We start from the raw sequence: 17,414 nt of genomic DNA, 5'->3' as shown, positions 1-17,414 counted from the left end.
ACCAATACAACGAGGATAAACAAAAGGAGCGTCTTATGACGGCACTTGTTACTACACTGAAACACTGGTTGTTCACCCGCAACAGCATGATATTAATTGGTAATTTCACGCTATTCGCACTCTTGCTCAACACCCTTCCTTTCGAATCACAAGTCAATACTGGTTTGAGTATTCTCGTGTTCGTTGCGGTTCTATGGTTAACCGAAGCTATTCATGTCAGCATCACCGCTCTGCTCGTTCCACTCTTGGCTGTCTTGTTTGGTGTGTTCAATACGCCCGCAGCGCTGGCTAACTTTTCAAACCCGATCATCTTCTTATTCATGGGTGGCTTCGCATTAGCAGCTGCACTGAACAAGCAAGAGCTAGATAAAGCGATAGCTGACAAAGTGCTGCTGATAGCAAAAGGCAGAATGTCGGTCGCTGTGTTCATGTTGTTCGGTGTGAGTGCAGGTCTATCAATGTGGATCTCAAACACAGCCACCACAGCAATGATGCTTCCTCTTGTTCTTGGCATCATGAACAAGGTTGACCAAAGTGAAGACCGCAACACCTACGTGTTCGTACTACTGGGTATCGCTTACTGTGCATCGATTGGTGGTATCGCAACCTTGGTTGGTAGCCCACCAAACGCAATTGCGGCGGCAGAAGTTGGCTTGAGCTTCACAGAGTGGATGGCACTTGGCCTACCAATCTCAATGATCTTACTGCCAATCGCGATGATTATTCTTTACGTGATGACTAAGCCGAAGCTTGACCACAAATTCGAGCTAGACCATGCCCCAGTTGAATGGACAAACAGCAAGAAAATCACACTGTCTATCTTCCTTCTAACCGTAACGCTTTGGATATTCGGTAAACCAATCAACGCAATGATTGGCGGATTCTCTAAATTTGATAGCTTGGTAGCGATTGGCGCAATTGTACTGCTTGGCGCTTCTAGAGCGGTGGAATGGAAAGACGTTGAGAAGACAACGGACTGGGGTGTTCTTATCCTATTCGGTGGTGGTATCTGCTTAAGTAACATTCTAAAAGCGACAGGAACCAGCGTATTCTTAGCACACTCACTAAGCGGATTTTTAGAAACAGCTGGCGTACTGCTTACGATTCTAGCCGTGGTAGCGTTCGTGGTATTCCTAACGGAATTTGCGAGTAACACAGCGAGTGCAGCACTTCTGGTGCCAGTATTCGCAACCATCGCTGAAGCACTTGGTATGTCGCCAGTTATTTTGTCTGCACTGATCGCTGTTGCTGCGTCTTGTGCCTTCATGCTTCCTGTTGCAACACCACCAAACGCAATCGTGTTTGGCTCGGGTCACATCAAGCAGAAAGAGATGATGCGAATCGGTATGGTGTTGAACCTAGTTTGTATCCTAGTTCTGACTCTGTTCGCTTGGATCTTCTGGTAAACACTAACGTTCTATAAGCGCATGCTTACAGGAATGCTCCCCTAAACTGGTTGAACTTCCCCCGGTTCAACCAAGACAAAAATGCCCGTTCAGCGTAAGCAAGCACTGAACGGGCATATAAAAACAAGAAACGCTTTCCCTTTTGGTGGCCCCGCGCCACCTTTTTTGTTTTGGCTTTTGGGAGAAGAACCATAAAAACGCCACACGTCACATATGCACGTGTGGCTTATAAACTCATCAAAACAATTTTCAGATTAGTGACTCAAGATCACCTGGTTTCGACCTGAATGCTTTGCTTGATATAAAGCTTCATCAGCGCGAGCAATGGTCTCTGTCACTCGCTCTTGCTTCATCTCGGCAACACCGATACTGCATGTCAGCGGATCGCCATGAACCCAAAGGTGCTGGCTAACCAATAATCGAATGCGTTCAGCTTTTATCTGCGCCTCTCCGGCTTCGGTCTCAGGGCAAAAAACAATGAACTCTTCACCACCCCATCTCACCAACTTGTCGGTAGCGCTGATCGAACTGCCCACCACCATGCTGAACTCGCGTAAAATATGGTCACCCATTTGATGTCCGTACTTGTCATTTACACTCTTGAAGTAGTCGATATCGAGATACAACATACCCAGCTTGCCATGTCCTTGCTTCACATGTTGTGACTGCATTTTCAACCAATCACGAATCGCGTGGCGGTTTAGTATTCCGGTTAACTCATCACGATGGGCCATCTCTGAAAATTCAAAATTCTGTTCTCTCAGTGCGCGATTGACGTTCTTTAAGTGGTGATGTCTTTTCTCTGCGATCACCATGCGTTTTCTTGAACGGTTTAACTCTGACAGCAAGAATACGGTGCCCGTCCCCACCCACACAAACAGTAGGATCATGAACAAGCTTTCTGCGGTGATATACGAACCTTCGAACTCAATACTGAGGATGACGATTCTGTGGTGACCGAGTTTCGCTCCAGACGCAGTAGCAAACTCAACCATATTCACATTCGAAAATTCAGGGGCCGAATGCTCTAACGCAATGTCGTTGTCAGCCAGCCACCATGTCATCACTTGCAGATTTTTGATCGGGATTTCAATCACACCACCATCGATTCCTGGAGAAAACTCCATCCCATTGTACTTGTGCGTGTACTCGTCATCAGGAACTGAATAAGCAGGGTTGTAGTTACGTAGATAGGTTCTCAAACGGCCACTAGAGTCAGCCTCCGCATGGTAATCAATGTTCACTCTAAAGGTGTGGTACTGAGAAAGGTCAAGGCCCGAGGTGATGTCAGGGTTGATACGAATCGACAGCCCACAGTAAGGCCACGGATACTCAGATTCTTTAAGTTCACAATCGAGAGTGTACTGTCCATTTTCATAGGATAACTGGGACGTACTGACTCCCCTATCAACTTGATCACTGGTCGCGATAAATTCATATTTATCAGGGGTAATTGCCGTTATCACACGATTTCCGCTCACACGGTAATACTGCACAATGGCAAGCGTTGCGATAACTAGAAAGATAACAATCTTATGGATCCACTTCACGTCTAAGCTTCCTGCTTAATATCCCTATAGTTGGGATTTCACGATAAAAAACAAGTTAGATAAATTAGTGATCTTAATACCAATAAATCACTAAAAAACGTTATATCACGCCCGAACAAAATGTCATACTATATTTTAATGGATGTATTTGCTGTTGATTATTCACGGCGAGAATCAAGTAATATTGCGTATAAAAACAGGCTCTATTTGTTATACTCATCGCATAATCATCGTTAACCGTACTGCCTGCTCACAGCGCAATCGAGTCGACGAAATAATAATCAAAATACAACGAGTAATGTCATGTCTTTATTAGCAAAAGGAACACTCAAAAAGATGAGTGCTTCCCTTGATGGCGCGGTTACCTACCGTTTGCCTGTAGGCGAAGAGTTTGTAGAGCTAAACCCTCTGATTGGTAAAACCATCAACCTCACTCACACCGGCAATATTTTTTGCTGCTCATGTGGTAAGAAAACTAAGAAGAGCTACTCTCAAGGCCACTGTTTTGTGTGCATGAAAAAGCTAGCAAGCTGCGACATGTGCATCATGAAGCCAGAGACTTGTCACTACGATGAAGGCACGTGTCGCGAGCCTCAATGGGGTGAAGAGAACTGCATGGTTGATCACTTCGTTTACCTATCGAACACATCAAGCCTAAAAGTAGGTATCACTCGTCACACTCAAATCCCTACCCGTTGGATTGACCAAGGCGCGACTCAAGGTTTGCCTATCTTGAAGGTAAAAACACGTCAGATTTCTGGCCTGATCGAAGTTGAGTTAGCAAAGCACATTGCTGACAAAACCAACTGGCGCACGCTGCTTAAAGGCGACGGCGACGATATGGAATTGGTAGAAAAAGCCAAAGAACTGTTGCCGTTGGTTGAGGATAAAATCCAAGAGATCAGAGCGAAGTTTGGTGATGATGCTATCGAGATTCTGAGCGAAAACATCACTTCATTGAGCTACCCAGTTGAACAGCACCCAGTGAAGATTGTGTCGCATAACTTTGATAAGAACCCTGAAGTGACAGGCGTACTTCAAGGCATTAAAGGCCAATACCTAATCCTAGATACTGGTGTGATTAACATCCGTAAATTTGGTTCTTACGAAGTGGAAGTGTCGGCATAACTTGTAGAACTTAAACGTTTCTTATAGTTAGAGGCGTTTCTTATAGTTAGAAGCGCTTAGTGAATAGCCAAAAACTAAAATGCCCTCAAGTGATGACTTGAGGGCATTTTTCGTTGTCGATCCTATTCGCTTTCGATGACGATTTTAGGCGTTAGAGCGCAACCACATCTCCGTCTACACAATTCTTGCCGTTGGCTTTCGCGCGATAGAGAGATTGATCGGTTAAATTCACGAGTGCATCAATCGTGACACCGTCTTCACAGGCTTGGCTATCACTGATTCCGATACTGACACTCGAATTAAATCGTAACTGTTCATCGATTCTGAATTCAACTTGATTGAACTGTTGGCGAATCTCTTCTGACACTTCGTGTGCTGTTTCAAGAGACGTGTTTGGGATAAATATAATGAACTCTTCGCCACCCCAACGGCCTGCGACTCCGCCGGCTTTCTCGGCACTGCGCTTGGTAATATTAGCCAAAGCACAAATGACCTCATCACCGACCATATGGCCGTAAGTATCATTGATCGATTTGAAGTCATCGATATCAAGCAGCATACTGACGACATGAGTATCAGAGGCAATATGTTCCCTTAACCACTCATAAATCGCTCTGCGATTGAGTAAGTCAGTCATTTCATCGTAATTCGCTTGATGAACCAATTGCTTTTCCAACATCACCTTTTGAGTCACATCTTCGAGTACAACCTGAACGGCTGGCTGACCTTTCCAAGTAATCGCATTGTCGTAAATATTGAAGAACCGATGAACGCCGTCAAAGCCGATATTTTCAACCACGGTACTCGTGCCAGACAACTCACCCGACACGATCGCCTGATAGTGCTTGCTGATGCCATCGGCATTCTGTTTTGGCACCAATTCAAGAATCGAGTCCAGCTCTAGAACTTGCTCGATGGAAGCCGCGCCTTGCATGTTGACCCACGATTGATTGACCATCAGCGGTTTGAACTCTCGGTGAACCAAGATGCCCTGCCCGGATTGCATGATCATATCGTGATACATCTTATCTTGTTCACGCACCGCATTTTGTAGCTGAATCGCAGGGGAAAGATCGATCACCGTGACTTGCAGTGCTGGCCGACCTTGCCACTCTGTCACATGGTCAATAGAGAACACTGTGAACTCTCGACCATTGCGATCAACATTAACATAGGTGTGGACCTGCGGATCGCGTTGACCACTGATCGTTTCAAGGTAATTTTGATAGGCTAAAACATGGTATTCTTCTGAGATTAGATCTAGGAAGCTATCTATATTAGTAAGTAGTTCTTCGGGTGATTGGTATCCATAGATGCGAGCATAATTAGCGTCTACACTAACTACATTCATATCTTGAATAGTTATTACACCGTACGTGGATTCGAAATTTATTGAAGACATTGCCAACTCCGCACTCTCGCTATACTCCACAAACTGGAGCATAACAACACATCCTGCCAACGCTTCCACACAATCTATCACGCGCTAGGGACATTAATATGCCATCTAGTATATCGTACTGTTGCGGCCTTCTCTACAACTCAATTGCTAACACGAGTTAGTAAAAGTAGACAAGCATCTCAATCCCATTATTCGCGTCAAAAAACAGAAATAGATAACCTATACCAATGTAACCATTATCTTTTTCTACTTTTGGCCTTGAACTGATGAAAGAATCCGCTCCCAACCACTTCAAATCCTGTTCGCTATTCTTTTAAACCTGCGCACTATTCTTTAAACCTACGAACTATTCATTCCAATCAGAGAAATATGAGACTAAGAAGTCGATAGCTAACCGTGCTCTCTGTGGAAGAAAACGACGGTTCTGATAAACAATCCAACTGCTTGTGCCCGCTCCCCAATACTCTTCTAACACAGGGACGAGTTTTCCATTGCTAAGACTGCCATTGAAACTGCTTTTAGGAAGATAAACGATGCCAAGCCCCTCTTCGCAAGCTTTCAGTACAGCGCTTGAATTGTTGCTTTTCCAACGGCCATGAACTCTGACTGCGGTTAGCGGATTTCCATCGTTCTCGAACAACCACTGGTCACTGTTGGCGATAATACAGCTGTGCAGCTTGAGTTGTTCTGGATTCGCTGGAGCACCAAACTCAGCAATGTAATCTTTGCTTGCTGCCGCTGCCATCGGGCGATCAACCAGCTTTCTTGCCACCAATCCTGAATCGTCCAATCGACCATAACGAATCGCGAAATCGATGCCATCTTCGATGAAGTTAACCATCTTGGTATTGAAATTCATTTCTATGGTGAGCTCAGGATGATCTTTAGCAAATTCCATCAGCGCCGCGGCAACATGGTTCTCTGCAAATGCGCCCGCCGCACTAACACGTAAAGTACCACTCAACTGAGTTTGTTGAGACGTGACTTGTTCATTGGCCTGTTGCAGCCCAATCACCAAGTCTTTGCACTGTTGGTAATAAGTGTGGCCCGATTCAGTCAGGCTAACCATCCGTGTTGAACGCGCAAGCAGGGCCACTCCCACTCTCTCTTCCAACCTTGAAACCTGCCGACTCACATGGCTGGTACTGCAACCTAGCTGTTTAGCGGCTGCTGAAAAGCCGTGGCATTCGGCGACCGCAACAAATTCATTAATCCCTTCAAAGCTATCCATACTTAATCTACTCGCATTCTATCTTTGCTATATAGCAACAATGTTTTGCCTGTTTCGTATATTATCACCTAATCAGTTTGGAACTAGTATTAGATACAACAAGGCGGCGATAGCTAAGTAACAACGCGATACCTAGCGCCTAACGAAAAGCTTCAGTGCTTAACGAAAAGCGTCAGCACCTAAATAAAAAAAACAGCAGCTCAAAGGGACGAATCATGAAAAAAATACTAATACCTGTAACTAACCACGCAACACTAGGCGATACAGATCAAGCGAATGGTACTTATGCGCCTGAACTGACTCATGCTCTCAAAGAGATCATTGCTGCGGGTTTTGAGTACGACATCGCTTCTATCAAGGGTGGTAAAGGCCCATTGTACGGAACCGATATTGAAGGGGATTCAGTAAACGCTGAGATCTTGGCTGATGATGACTTCCAAAACCGCATCAACAATACGATTCCTGTAAACCAAATTAATGCAGAAAGCTACGATGCTATCTTCTACCCAGGTGGTTTCGGTTTGCTTTCAGACCTAGCAACCAACGAGCAATTCGCTGCTATTGCGGCTAAGCATTACGAAGATGGTGGTGTGATTGCGTCAGTATGTCACGGCCCTGCGGCGCTGCTTCCGATTGTTTTAAGCAACGGCGAGAAGCTACTAAGCTCTAAATCGGTGACTGGCTTTACACGTGAAGAAGAGATCGACTTTGGCACCATCAACGACATTCCGTTCCTACTGGAAGAGTCTCTTGCTCGCAGCGCAGCGCGTTTCAACAAGGTTCAACCTTGGCAAGAGCTTGTGATTGTTGATGAGCGAGTGATTACTGGCCAAAACCCAACCAGCGCGCACGCTGTAGGTGCAACTCTGGTTAAGCACCTGTCTTAGTTAAATCAAGGGCTTATTCGAATAACTGGCGTTGTTCAAATAAGCTCTTTTTTCGATCTAAAGGCACAAACAGCAAAGGCAAGTGACTTCTTATTAATTACTTCTTGCTAATGGCTTCTCGCTAATTACTTCGCAAGATCCCTTCAAGCACATTGAACAGCAAGTCGATCTCTTCAATCGAGTTGTAATGCATACAACCAATACGCACCACGCCCTGCTCTTCAATACCCAACTGTTTCACCAAACCTAATGCGTAGAAATGTCCGTTCCACACACAAATATTATGTTCACCCAGCTTCTTGGCGATGAACTCTGGAGAATGGTTTTCAAAGGTAACCGCAAAGGTTGGCGTTCTTAGGTTCGAATCAAACTCTGTTTTCCCGTAAAGCTTTGCCCCTTCAAGATCAGACAAGCGTTTAAGGAAGTACTCACTGAGCTGGCTTTCATGCTTATTATAAAGCGCGTAGCTTTGCTCTAAACGAGAACGCAATGAGTCGGTTGGCTCACCGAATTGCGCCAAGTAATCTACCGCCGCAATCACACCTGCAAGGCCTTCAAAGCTTTGCGTACCTGTTTCAAAACGGCCTGGGCCAATATTGGTTGCAGGCTCAACCTTGTAAGGCTTTAACGTGTGTAGCCATTGAGGTGCAACATAAGCAATGCCCACATGCGGGCCGAAGAATTTATACGCTGAACACGCTAAGAAATCACAATTCAGCTGCTGAACATCGATCAAGTGATGTGGCGCGTAATGAACGGCATCGACATAAACCTGCGCACCATGCTGATGTGCAAGCTCAATAACTTTTGCCATGTCGACAATAGAGCCAGTCGTGTTCGAAGCAAACGTCACCGCGACAAGCTTGGTTTTCTCGTTCAACAGTGACTCAAAATGCGCCATATCCAAACTGCAATCTGACTCGTCGACACGAACCTGGCGAACTATCGCGCCTTTGTCGTCTGCCGCTTGCTGCCAGCTAGATACGTTCGAGTAGTGGTCTAGCGCGGTAACAATCACCTCATCGCCAGCTTGCCAATCACGGCTGATCGCTCGGCTAAGCTGAAATGTCAGCGAAGTCATGTTGGCACCAAACACAACATTGCCAGAAGACTCCGCATTAAGCAGTGCTTGCGCCGCTTCTCTTGCTTGCTGCATTAAGCTTGTGGTCTTTTGGCTAGAAAAATAGTGGCCGCCTAGGTTTGAATTAAAATGCCCTAGGTATTCGGTCATTGAAGCTAAAACATTCTCAGGTACCTGAGAGCCACCCGGCCCATCAAAAAAGGTCACCGGCTTACCGTTATGGTATTGGCCTAGCGCGCTAAACTGCTGGCGCACATCATTAAGAGTGAAGGACATTGCGCGCATCCTTAGCCGTTAGAACAAACACATCCATGTAGCCCATCTCGCCGTGGTCTATGGTACGAATCGGTTGTGCATTGTGCCAAAGCTTACTATCAGCAAGCATTGCCACTTCACCATCGCCTAACACTTTTCTGAAGAACGGTGCTTCGTGGCTATCTTGATAAAGCATCACTTCACCACCCACAATGTTGTGGCGAGTAACACCAATGATCGCGATGTGGTCAAAACCGTCCTGGTGAACACCTTCTGGTGCAACTTGAGTTTCTTCAAAAATAGCGGCAATGCGGATTTGATGGATTTCGATTTCTTGTCCGTCTTCAAGCCCGTTGGTTTCAATAAACAATTCACACATCTCTTGCATGCCTTCGCTGCTTAGAATTTGTGCTTCAATCGGCTCGAATTGACGAACAACGTCACCTTGAAAGTGATTAATGTCTTCAGACTGAACAAAGTTATGTTTGTCTAGCTCAACGACTTGTCCATTACTGAATTCAACCACTGAGTACCTTCTCAATCGGAACTGTCCATCCGCATGCTCTGTGCTTGGTAGCTTAGAGAATGAAGGTGACAACTCCTTAACCGCGTGGTTACTGAGGTGGGTAATATGTAGGGTATTTTCGTGAGCATGTAACATCATCGACTCCTTAATGATTGTTAATTAACTTTCGATATTTAACGTTTTATTTACATAAAGGATACTTGAAGATCTTGCCAAATCAACATTAAACAATCATTTATCCCGTCAGATTTAATAATTCAGACACTAAATCTAACCTGAGATTCAAAAGCAGTGTATAACACCAGAATAAAAGATGACCAACTCTTAAAACTAGCACACTCCACTAGCTAGTTATAAATCCCTACAAATTTAAATTTAACGATATTATTAACTAGCAAGCCAGGTTTCATATTGTGTCAGCCCTTTTGCTTCAATACGCCAGCCTCCTTGCATGAGCTCAGGCATCACTCTCGCCATCATTCATTTCTATGCTTTTGCACAGCAAAATACGACCTACCTATCAGTTGCCAAGCTATTGATTATTTACACAACAAACTGAAATTGGTTAATTTATGACTAAGCCAGAAACCAAACGCCTTTGCTTGCGCGTCTGGAACAGGTCGAGTTCGGGGGGAACTCGACCGCCCTCAAATAGAGTGCTTTCTAATAAAACCTACAATTATAAATGATGCGTTTATTTGGAATATGATGGTCTGCCTTTATGTCCTAACTTAGAATTCGTTAAAAATAGGCGACTATAAAGATTGGGAATGTTCTACACAAAACAGATGAGAGGGTAAGCAAGCTTGAAAGGTTGGTTGCTAAAAGAGCCACCTTTGGTGACATTTACACCAAAAGTCAAAACGAAAATAAGTTAACTAGACTTAAAACGATTCACTTAGAAAATAGGGAATTTAGCTAACACTCAATTTCACTGGACTGATTTTTAAAACCGTTCTTCGAGCGCTTCTGCTGGTACATTCGCTGGTCAGCTAAGCTCAAACACTCAGAAAAATTGACACATTCAAAACTAGATGCGCTTCCAAAACTGAGGCCAGACTGAGGCCAATCAGCACTGCGAATTTGCTCTTCCACCTGAGTCACTCTAAGCTCAATCTGAGAATAGAGAGCCTCAACTTGTTTCTCTTTATCCACTTTCAACAACCAGATAAATTCGTCGCCACCAGCTCGATAAACCATTCCAAGGTCTGTAAATTTTTCTCGCATCATGCGGCTGGTGTATTCTAAAAAGCGATCCCCTTCATCATGACCATAAGTATCATTAATCGATTTAAGGCCATCACAATCGATGAAGACGATACAATAGGAATGATGTACTAATTGTTTACTCGCATCATTAAAATCCAGCCGGTTTCCAAGCCCCGTTAAACTATCCACCCTCGACTGGATATAGGTTTTCTGATGTTGATGTTGTTGAATCCGCAACCATTCAATCAGTGACAATAAAATGCAGGTACAATCTATTGCTAATGCAACAACAACGATGACTTCTGTCGATCTCTGAGTCGGCAATGGTGCAAAATGCGCAAAAATGTAATATACCAAAGCCGTGCCATAACAAAGACCACCGATCAAATAATATTTAGCGACAAAGTTTCGTTGATAAACCATCAATACGCCAGTCACTATCATTGTCGGCACCCAGATTGCCGCAATTAAATGGGACATAACAAAAGTCAACGAAAACGGGGCAAAGACATTAATAAACCCGATAATGACACACAGCCAACTAAAGGCCTGAAAGGTAAGATTAATACGAATAAAATGCTGCGGAAATCCAAACAATAATCTTGTGTAATAGCAAGAAAAAGCAACCGCAAACGGAAACAATACCATTCCAAAATAAACTGGGTTCCAGCTTTGGCTTGATAATAAGTACCCCCAAGCGCCTGAAGCGGCGAACCATCCCAGGCCATGTAGCCCAACATAACCAGCACAAGCCAGTGTGACTGGATGTTTAGTTTGAAAGTAACAAAAAAGAGCGAAAACTCCCAACGTTAGCATGACAGTAATAGAAGCTAATGTGAGCGTATTGTTGCGGAAAACGTGAATATAAAATGGATATTCAGGTTGAAGAGTGAAGTTAACTGCCTTTGGAAATTTCTTTGCTTCCAAGTAGAGCCAAAGTGTTCCAGATTCCTCCGCATTCAATATTAACGGGAAGCTTTGCCTATGCAGATGCAAGATACTCTTGTTACTTAATTGGCCAAAATCAAGTATTCGCCTTACTTGACCATTTGTTGATTGCCAGTACCCCCAACCTTGATCCAAATAGTTTGCACGGAGTGTAACTATTTGTTGTGACGACTTGATATCGGAGTTGGCCAAATCAACTCTCAACCCAAACGCCCCTTCACCACCAAATATCGTTTCAATCCTTGGAGAGGATTCAATGTGTTTTTTTAATATGGGAAAATCGACTGGATCAGATAACAAAGGCATTTCATACCATCTTACAGCTTCATTAGCTAACACAGATTGTTCCCCGCTGACCTGCAGCGGAGAAGCAAAAACCGAATTCAGGCACACAATAAACACATTGATAAAAAGGATTAGAATCTGCATAGAGTTCAAATGATTCCGCGCAATATATAAATATCAATAATAACACATACAAAAAAATAACAACCGAGAAACACTCAACAGTTCAAGTATTAACCAACATTACACCTGTTTGTAATCATGCCGTTCATACTAAAAGTGCGTCTTGTGGTCGCTTATCTGCACGCTAATTTTGATGAATTCTTGCAGCGTCTTTTAACGCAAACTTTTTAAAATAAAACATAGGATTCAGGTTCTCTTGTTTTTCTACTCATCAATGTATACGAAAAAAAGTAAATACTGCTATAGAAACACCATGATCAAGAAGGCCCTAAAAGTGAGCAATATGCATAGCTGTTTGCAAGAGCACTTTCCTTGACTTATCGCTATTGATCTAAGACACAGGATTACAAGACCATCATTTAGTTCGGTTATGTTCTAACGTATAACGATTAATTACACTTCTGCCCTTGTTTAACCTTTTATTGCCTCCATATTTTCCATACAATCCTAAGCGATTATAAATAAAAACAATTTCAATTTCGGAGTCCTCATGAGCGACGTAAAGCACTGTAATTTATTGATTCTTGGTTCTGGCCCTGCTGGCTATACAGCTGCAGTTTACGCTGCTCGTGCAAACCTAAACCCAGTACTTGTTACGGGTATGCAGCAAGGTGGTCAGCTTACAACCACAACAGAAGTGGAAAACTGGCCGGGTGATGCTGAAGGTTTAACGGGTCCAGCACTGATGGATCGCATGAAAGAGCACGCAGAGCGCTTTGAAACAGAGATCCTGTTCGACCACATTAACGAAGTAGACCTTTCAAACCGCCCTTTCCGTCTTAAAGGCGATTCTGGCGAGTACACGTGTGATGCGTTGATCATCTCAACGGGCGCATCGGCTAAGTACCTAGGTTTGGAGTCTGAAGAAGCATTTAAAGGCCGTGGCGTTTCTGCTTGTGCTACATGTGATGGTTTCTTCTACCGCAACCAGAAAGTTGCAGTTGTTGGTGGTGGTAACACGGCTGTTGAAGAAGCACTTTACCTATCTAACATCGCGTCTGAAGTTCATCTAGTTCACCGTCGTGACACGTTCCGCGCTGAAAAGATTCTAGTGAAGCGTTTAATGGACAAAGTAGAGAACGGCAACATTGTTCTTCACACTGACCGCACGCTAGACGAAGTTCTAGGCGACGACATGGGCGTGACTGGCGTTCGTATTAAAGATACTCAGTCTGACAAGACAGAAGATATCGAAGTAATGGGCGCATTCATTGCTATCGGTCACCAACCAAACACTGAAATCTTCAAAGGCCAAGTCGACATGAAAGATGATTACATCATTGTTCAGTCTGGTCTTGAAGGTAACGCGACACAAACCAGCATCCCAGGCGTGTTCGCTGCAGGTGATGTAATGGACCACAACTACCGCCAAGCAATCACTTCTGCTGGTACAGGTTGTATGGCTGCACTGGATGCTGAACGCTTCCTAGATGGCCTTAACGATAAGTAAATCTGAGATTGCAGATTTGATTATCGGTGCTCTCGCCTCAGTAGATGCAGGGCGTCATCACATTTTGTTGTAAATCCCTAGAGCCCAGTGGTATATCCACTGGGCTTTCTTTTGTATACTAGCCGCCCTCAACAAATAATAATTATCATTAAGCCTTCATAATGGATAAGAAAAAACAACGCAGCTTGAACAAGTGGCTTAAGCAACAGAGTAAGTTAGCGAAACGCTGGCTTATGATTGCGATTAGCCTTGGCGTACTTTCAAGCGTGTTTTTAATTGCTCAAGCAGCTCTTCTCGCCTCTATTCTTCACCAGCTGATCATCGAAAATGTCGATAAGTCTGAACTGGTTGGTCATTTCGCAGGCTTGGCATTATCGGTCGTTGGCCGTGCTGGCTGTACATGGGGACGTGAGATCGCAGGTTATCGCTGTGGTGAACAGATCCGTGTCTACATCAGGCAACTGATCCTTGATAAGTTACGTGAGTTGGGCCCTGCTTATATCAAAGGCAAACCTGCCGGTACGTGGGCAACGTTGTTGCTAGAACAAGTTGAAGACATGCAAGACTTCTTCTCTCGTTACTTACCTCAGATGTCTTTGTCGGTAATGATTCCGTTCATTATTTTGGTCGTGGTATTCCCAGTAAACTGGGCAGCTGGCCTTATCTTCCTACTGACTGCGCCACTGGTGCCGATGTTCATGGCACTTGTAGGTATGAAAGCGGCTGATGCAAACCGTAAAAACTTCAAAGCGCTTCAGCGTCTTTCAGGTCACTTTTACGACCGTTTGCAATCAATGACAACGATTCGTCTTTTCGACCGTACTAGCGCTGAAACCGAAGTATTGAAAGGTGCTTCAGAGGTGTTCAGAACGCGCACTATGGATGTATTGAAGATCGCTTTCTTGTCTTCTGCTGTGCTTGAGTTCTTCACGTCTATCTCGATTGCGATGACGGCGGTTTACTTTGGTTTCACTTACATCGGCGAGCTTAACTTCGGCCACTACGGCGTTGGCATTACGCTATTCGCAGGTTTGTTTATCCTTATCTTGGCGCCAGAGTTTTACCAACCTCTGCGTGATTTAGGTACTTTCTACCACGCGAAGCAACAAGCGGTTGGCGCAGCTGAAAGTATTGTCGAGTTCCTAGAAACCGACATCACTAAGGTTAAATCAGGCGACACTCAGCTTGATCCGGCTCAAGGCATCAATATTGAAGCTCAAGATCTCAAAGTGTTAAGCCCTGAAGGTGTTCAACTGGTTGGCCCTATCTCGTTTGCACTGAATACTCGCCAATCGACTGCGTTAGTTGGTCCAAGTGGTGCGGGTAAAACAAGTTTGATCAACGCCATTCTTGGTTTCATGCCTTATGAAGGAAGCTTGAAAATCAATGGCATTGAACTGCGTGACCTAGACTTAGCCTCTTGGCGTAAAACGATTAGTTGGGTTGGTCAAAACCCGTTGCTACTGCACGGCACAATTCGTGACAACGTTACTCTAGGTAAGCACGATATCACTGACCAAGTTGTCGAGAATGCACTTGAGCAGTCTTTTGCTAACGAATTCGTAAATGAGCACGGCTTGGATTACATGATTTCTGATCGCTCTGGCGGTCTGTCTGTGGGTCAATCTCAGCGTTTGGCTCTAGCTCGCGCAATGATTCAAGACGGTCAGTTCTGGTTGCTCGATGAACCCACTGCCAGCCTAGATACTCGTAGCGAACAGTTGGTAATGAAAGGCATCAATAGCAACATCGAAAGCCGCACTGCCTTACTTGTGACGCACCAACTTGCCCCGCTTCAATCGGTCGATAACATTCTGGTTATGCGCGATGGTGGTCTTGTTGAACAAGGTCATTACTCTCAGCTTTCGACTGCGGGTGGTTTATTCGAAGAGATGCTTAACGCGAACTTAGCTCAACAAGATAATAAGGGTAATTTAGATGCGTGATTTACTGCCTTACCTGAAACTCTATAAAAAGCATTGGTTTGGCCTATCGCTAGGCATGCTATTGGCTTTTGCTACTCTATCGGCTTCTATCGGCTTGTTAACGCTATCAGGCTGGTTTATTTCAGCTTCTGCGGTTGCTGGCCTTACGATTGCACGTGAAACCTTCAACTACATGCTACCAGGTGGTGGTGTACGTGGTTTAGCAATGAGCCGAACAGCGGGTCGTTGGGGTGAGCGTGTTGTGAGCCACAATGCGACATTCAAACTACTGACTGATCTGCGTATCTTCTTCTTTAAGAAGCTGGCTCCGCTGATCCCAGGTCGTATTTCAAACCTTCGTGATGCTGACCTACTGAACCGTTTGGTTGCTGATGTCGATGCCATGGACCACGTTTACTTGCGCTTAGTAAGCCCAGTGACGGTGGGTGTATTTGGGATCTTCTTCCTGACTCTGTTCTTGATGTGGTTTGATAGCTCACTAGGTTTAATCCTAGGTTCTATCCTTCTTATCATGCTGTTGGTTTGGCCAATCTTGTTCTACAAGCTTGGTAAACGTAATGGTGGTGAGCTAACACAGAACAAAGCGGATCTTCGTGTAACGACGCTTGATTGGATTGAAGGCTACAGCGAGCTAACTCTGTTCGGTGCTGAGGAGCGTTACCGTAATGCGATTCTAGAAACGCAACGCAAGCTGATGGCGAATCAGTTTGTGAATGCTAACCTAACCGGTATGGCTTCAGCTGCGCTAATGCTGTTCAACGGTTTAACGTTGGTTCTTATGCTTTGGCTTGCGGCTGACGGTGTGGGTGGTAATGCACCAGACCCGTTCATCGCGCTAATGGCATTCGCAACCATGGCAAGTTTTGAACTGCTGATGCCTATCGCAGGCGCGTTCCAGCATTTAGGTCAAACTCTGTCTTCTGCTCGTCGCTTGAATGAAGTTATTCTGTCAGAGCCTGAAGTTCAGTTTGCTGAAGAGAAACTCGACATCAACAAGCCGCTTGATATTACGTTCTCAAACGTGACGTTCAACTACCCTGACTCTGAGCGCAGTGTTCTGAACGCTGTTGACCTAACGATCCCTGCCACGCACAAGGTTGCGATTGTTGGTCAAACGGGTTCTGGTAAATCGACACTGATTCAGCTTCTGACTCGCTACTGGGATCCTAAAAAGGGTTACATCTCAATCGCGGGCATTGAACTGACTCAGTGGAACGAATCACAGCTTCGTGAATCAATCAGTGTGGTAAGCCAACGTGTCGACATTCTAAATGGTACTTTGCGTGACAACTTGTTGATTGCAAGACCAGAAGCGACCGATGATCACTTAGCGAATATCCTAAGAGATGTTGGCCTAGAAAAGCTGCTTGAGAATAATGCACTTGATAGCTGGTTAGGTGACGGTGGTCGTCAACTGTCTGGGGGTGAGAAGCGCCGTATTGGTATCGCACGCGCGATTCTTCATGATGCCCCTATCCTGCTTCTAGATGAGCCAACAGAAGGCTTAGATAAGCAAACAGAACACAGCATCATGACGCTGTTCGAGAAGCACTTTGAAGGCAAGACGGTTATCTTCATTACGCACCGTTTGATTGGTCTAGAGTCGATGGATTCGATCGTTCTGATTGAACAAGGCGAGATTGTTGAAAACGGCTCTCATGAGAAACTGTTAAACGAAGCAGGACGTTATTTCCAACTTCGTCAGGCAATCTAGCTTCCCCTTAAGCTATAAAGAAAACTATTCAAGGCCCGAGTTTATGCTCGGGCTTTTTTGTGTCTGTGATTCTCCTGAACTACACCCTTCTCCAATCAAACTTGGCCAGTCACTTACAATAAGTACTGACCTTGATGCCAATACCCAAACAGCTTAAAAACGACAAGCGAACGACCCTGCGATGGTTAAATTTATGGAGCAGTACTTCCCTAC

At 44.7% G+C, this 17,414-nt stretch carries 12 protein-coding genes; 6 read left to right on the top strand and 6 right to left on the bottom strand.

The window, feature by feature from the left end:
* Nucleotides 1–35: 35 nt before the first annotated feature.
* On the top strand, nt 36–1,406 hold the full coding sequence (locus AB6D06_RS14600; RefSeq protein ID WP_017059762.1) for a DASS family sodium-coupled anion symporter: 1,371 nt from the start codon (nt 36–38) through the stop codon (nt 1,404–1,406).
* 254 nt (nt 1,407–1,660) lie between these two features.
* On the opposite strand, the gene AB6D06_RS14595 is transcribed toward AB6D06_RS14600, so the two are convergent.
* The gene (locus AB6D06_RS14595; RefSeq protein ID WP_372110679.1) at nt 1,661–2,956 is read right to left on the bottom strand and encodes a GGDEF domain-containing protein; all 1,296 of its coding nucleotides are present in this window, start codon (nt 2,954–2,956) and stop codon (nt 1,661–1,663) included.
* 303 nt (nt 2,957–3,259) lie between these two features.
* On the opposite strand from AB6D06_RS14595, the gene AB6D06_RS14590 reads away from it, so the two are divergent.
* A complete protein-coding gene (locus AB6D06_RS14590) occupies nt 3,260–4,084 on the top strand; it encodes a DUF2797 domain-containing protein (protein WP_017063586.1) in 825 nt (274 codons plus the stop codon).
* A gap of 151 nt (nt 4,085–4,235) precedes the next feature.
* Here the strand turns inward: AB6D06_RS14590 and AB6D06_RS14585 are convergent, their stop codons facing one another.
* Both AB6D06_RS14585 and AB6D06_RS14580 read right to left on the bottom strand, forming a co-directional pair.
* Nucleotides 4,236–5,528, bottom strand: a complete 1,293-nt coding sequence (locus tag AB6D06_RS14585) for a diguanylate cyclase (protein ID WP_372110675.1) — start codon at nt 5,526–5,528, stop codon at nt 4,236–4,238.
* A 304-nt stretch (nt 5,529–5,832) separates the two neighbouring features.
* A complete protein-coding gene (locus AB6D06_RS14580) occupies nt 5,833–6,717 on the bottom strand; it encodes a LysR family transcriptional regulator (protein WP_372102888.1) in 885 nt (294 codons plus the stop codon).
* Between the two features lie 215 nt (nt 6,718–6,932).
* Here AB6D06_RS14580 and AB6D06_RS14575 point away from each other — a divergent pair, with 215 nt between their 5' ends.
* Nucleotides 6,933–7,604 carry a type 1 glutamine amidotransferase domain-containing protein gene (locus AB6D06_RS14575; RefSeq protein WP_017063583.1) on the top strand — a complete coding sequence of 224 codons (672 nt, stop codon included), beginning with the start codon at nt 6,933–6,935 and terminating at the stop codon, nt 7,602–7,604.
* A 121-nt stretch (nt 7,605–7,725) separates the two neighbouring features.
* Here the strand turns inward: AB6D06_RS14575 and AB6D06_RS14570 are convergent, their stop codons facing one another.
* From AB6D06_RS14570 to AB6D06_RS14560, 3 genes are all read right to left on the bottom strand, one after another.
* Nucleotides 7,726–8,961, bottom strand: coding sequence for a cysteine desulfurase-like protein (locus AB6D06_RS14570; RefSeq protein WP_372110672.1), 1,236 nt, complete (start codon nt 8,959–8,961; stop codon nt 7,726–7,728).
* Nucleotides 8,945–9,601, bottom strand: coding sequence for a 2OG-Fe dioxygenase family protein (locus AB6D06_RS14565; protein WP_048607150.1), 657 nt, complete (start codon nt 9,599–9,601; stop codon nt 8,945–8,947). The genes AB6D06_RS14570 and AB6D06_RS14565 overlap by 17 nt, the downstream gene beginning before the upstream one ends.
* A gap of 783 nt (nt 9,602–10,384) precedes the next feature.
* The gene (locus tag AB6D06_RS14560; RefSeq protein WP_102332090.1) at nt 10,385–12,052 is read right to left on the bottom strand and encodes a diguanylate cyclase; all 1,668 of its coding nucleotides are present in this window, start codon (nt 12,050–12,052) and stop codon (nt 10,385–10,387) included.
* 529 nt (nt 12,053–12,581) lie between these two features.
* Between AB6D06_RS14560 and trxB the strand changes: the two genes are divergently transcribed.
* From trxB to cydC, 3 genes are all read left to right on the top strand, one after another.
* Nucleotides 12,582–13,541: a thioredoxin-disulfide reductase gene (gene trxB, locus AB6D06_RS14555; protein ID WP_050052961.1), complete on the top strand. Its 960-nt coding sequence runs from the start codon at nt 12,582–12,584 to the stop codon at nt 13,539–13,541.
* A gap of 161 nt (nt 13,542–13,702) precedes the next feature.
* Nucleotides 13,703–15,487 carry a heme ABC transporter permease/ATP-binding protein CydD gene (gene cydD / locus AB6D06_RS14550; RefSeq protein WP_372110668.1) on the top strand — a complete coding sequence of 595 codons (1,785 nt, stop codon included), beginning with the start codon at nt 13,703–13,705 and terminating at the stop codon, nt 15,485–15,487.
* Nucleotides 15,480–17,201 (top strand): heme ABC transporter ATP-binding protein/permease CydC, encoded by a 1,722-nt coding sequence (gene cydC / locus AB6D06_RS14545; protein ID WP_102445402.1) that lies wholly within the window; start codon nt 15,480–15,482, stop codon nt 17,199–17,201. Before cydD ends, cydC begins: the two co-directional genes overlap by 8 nt.
* The last annotated feature ends 213 nt before the right edge of the window (nt 17,202–17,414 follow it).

Source organism: Vibrio sp. 10N.239.311.G01, assembly GCF_041465805.1.
Lineage (GTDB): Bacteria > Pseudomonadota > Gammaproteobacteria > Enterobacterales > Vibrionaceae > Vibrio > Vibrio crassostreae_C.
This window is presented reverse-complemented; position numbering and strand designations above follow the sequence as displayed.

Excerpts from the sequence above, each read along its gene's own strand:
- AB6D06_RS14600 (WP_017059762.1), top strand. The coding sequence starts at position 36 with ATGACGGCACTTGTTACTACACTGAAACACTGGTTGTTCACCCGCAAC.
- AB6D06_RS14570 (WP_372110672.1), bottom strand. The coding sequence starts at position 8,961 with ATGTCCTTCACTCTTAATGATGTGCGCCAGCAGTTTAGCGCGCTAGGC.
- AB6D06_RS14560 (WP_102332090.1), bottom strand. The coding sequence starts at position 12,052 with ATGCAGATTCTAATCCTTTTTATCAATGTGTTTATTGTGTGCCTGAAT.
- cydD (WP_372110668.1), top strand. The coding sequence starts at position 13,703 with ATGGATAAGAAAAAACAACGCAGCTTGAACAAGTGGCTTAAGCAACAG.
- trxB (WP_050052961.1), top strand. The coding sequence starts at position 12,582 with ATGAGCGACGTAAAGCACTGTAATTTATTGATTCTTGGTTCTGGCCCT.
- AB6D06_RS14590 (WP_017063586.1), top strand. The coding sequence starts at position 3,260 with ATGTCTTTATTAGCAAAAGGAACACTCAAAAAGATGAGTGCTTCCCTT.
- AB6D06_RS14585 (WP_372110675.1), bottom strand. The coding sequence starts at position 5,528 with ATGCTCCAGTTTGTGGAGTATAGCGAGAGTGCGGAGTTGGCAATGTCT.
- AB6D06_RS14580 (WP_372102888.1), bottom strand. The coding sequence starts at position 6,717 with ATGGATAGCTTTGAAGGGATTAATGAATTTGTTGCGGTCGCCGAATGC.
- AB6D06_RS14575 (WP_017063583.1), top strand. The coding sequence starts at position 6,933 with ATGAAAAAAATACTAATACCTGTAACTAACCACGCAACACTAGGCGAT.
- AB6D06_RS14565 (WP_048607150.1), bottom strand. The coding sequence starts at position 9,601 with ATGTTACATGCTCACGAAAATACCCTACATATTACCCACCTCAGTAAC.
- cydC (WP_102445402.1), top strand. The coding sequence starts at position 15,480 with ATGCGTGATTTACTGCCTTACCTGAAACTCTATAAAAAGCATTGGTTT.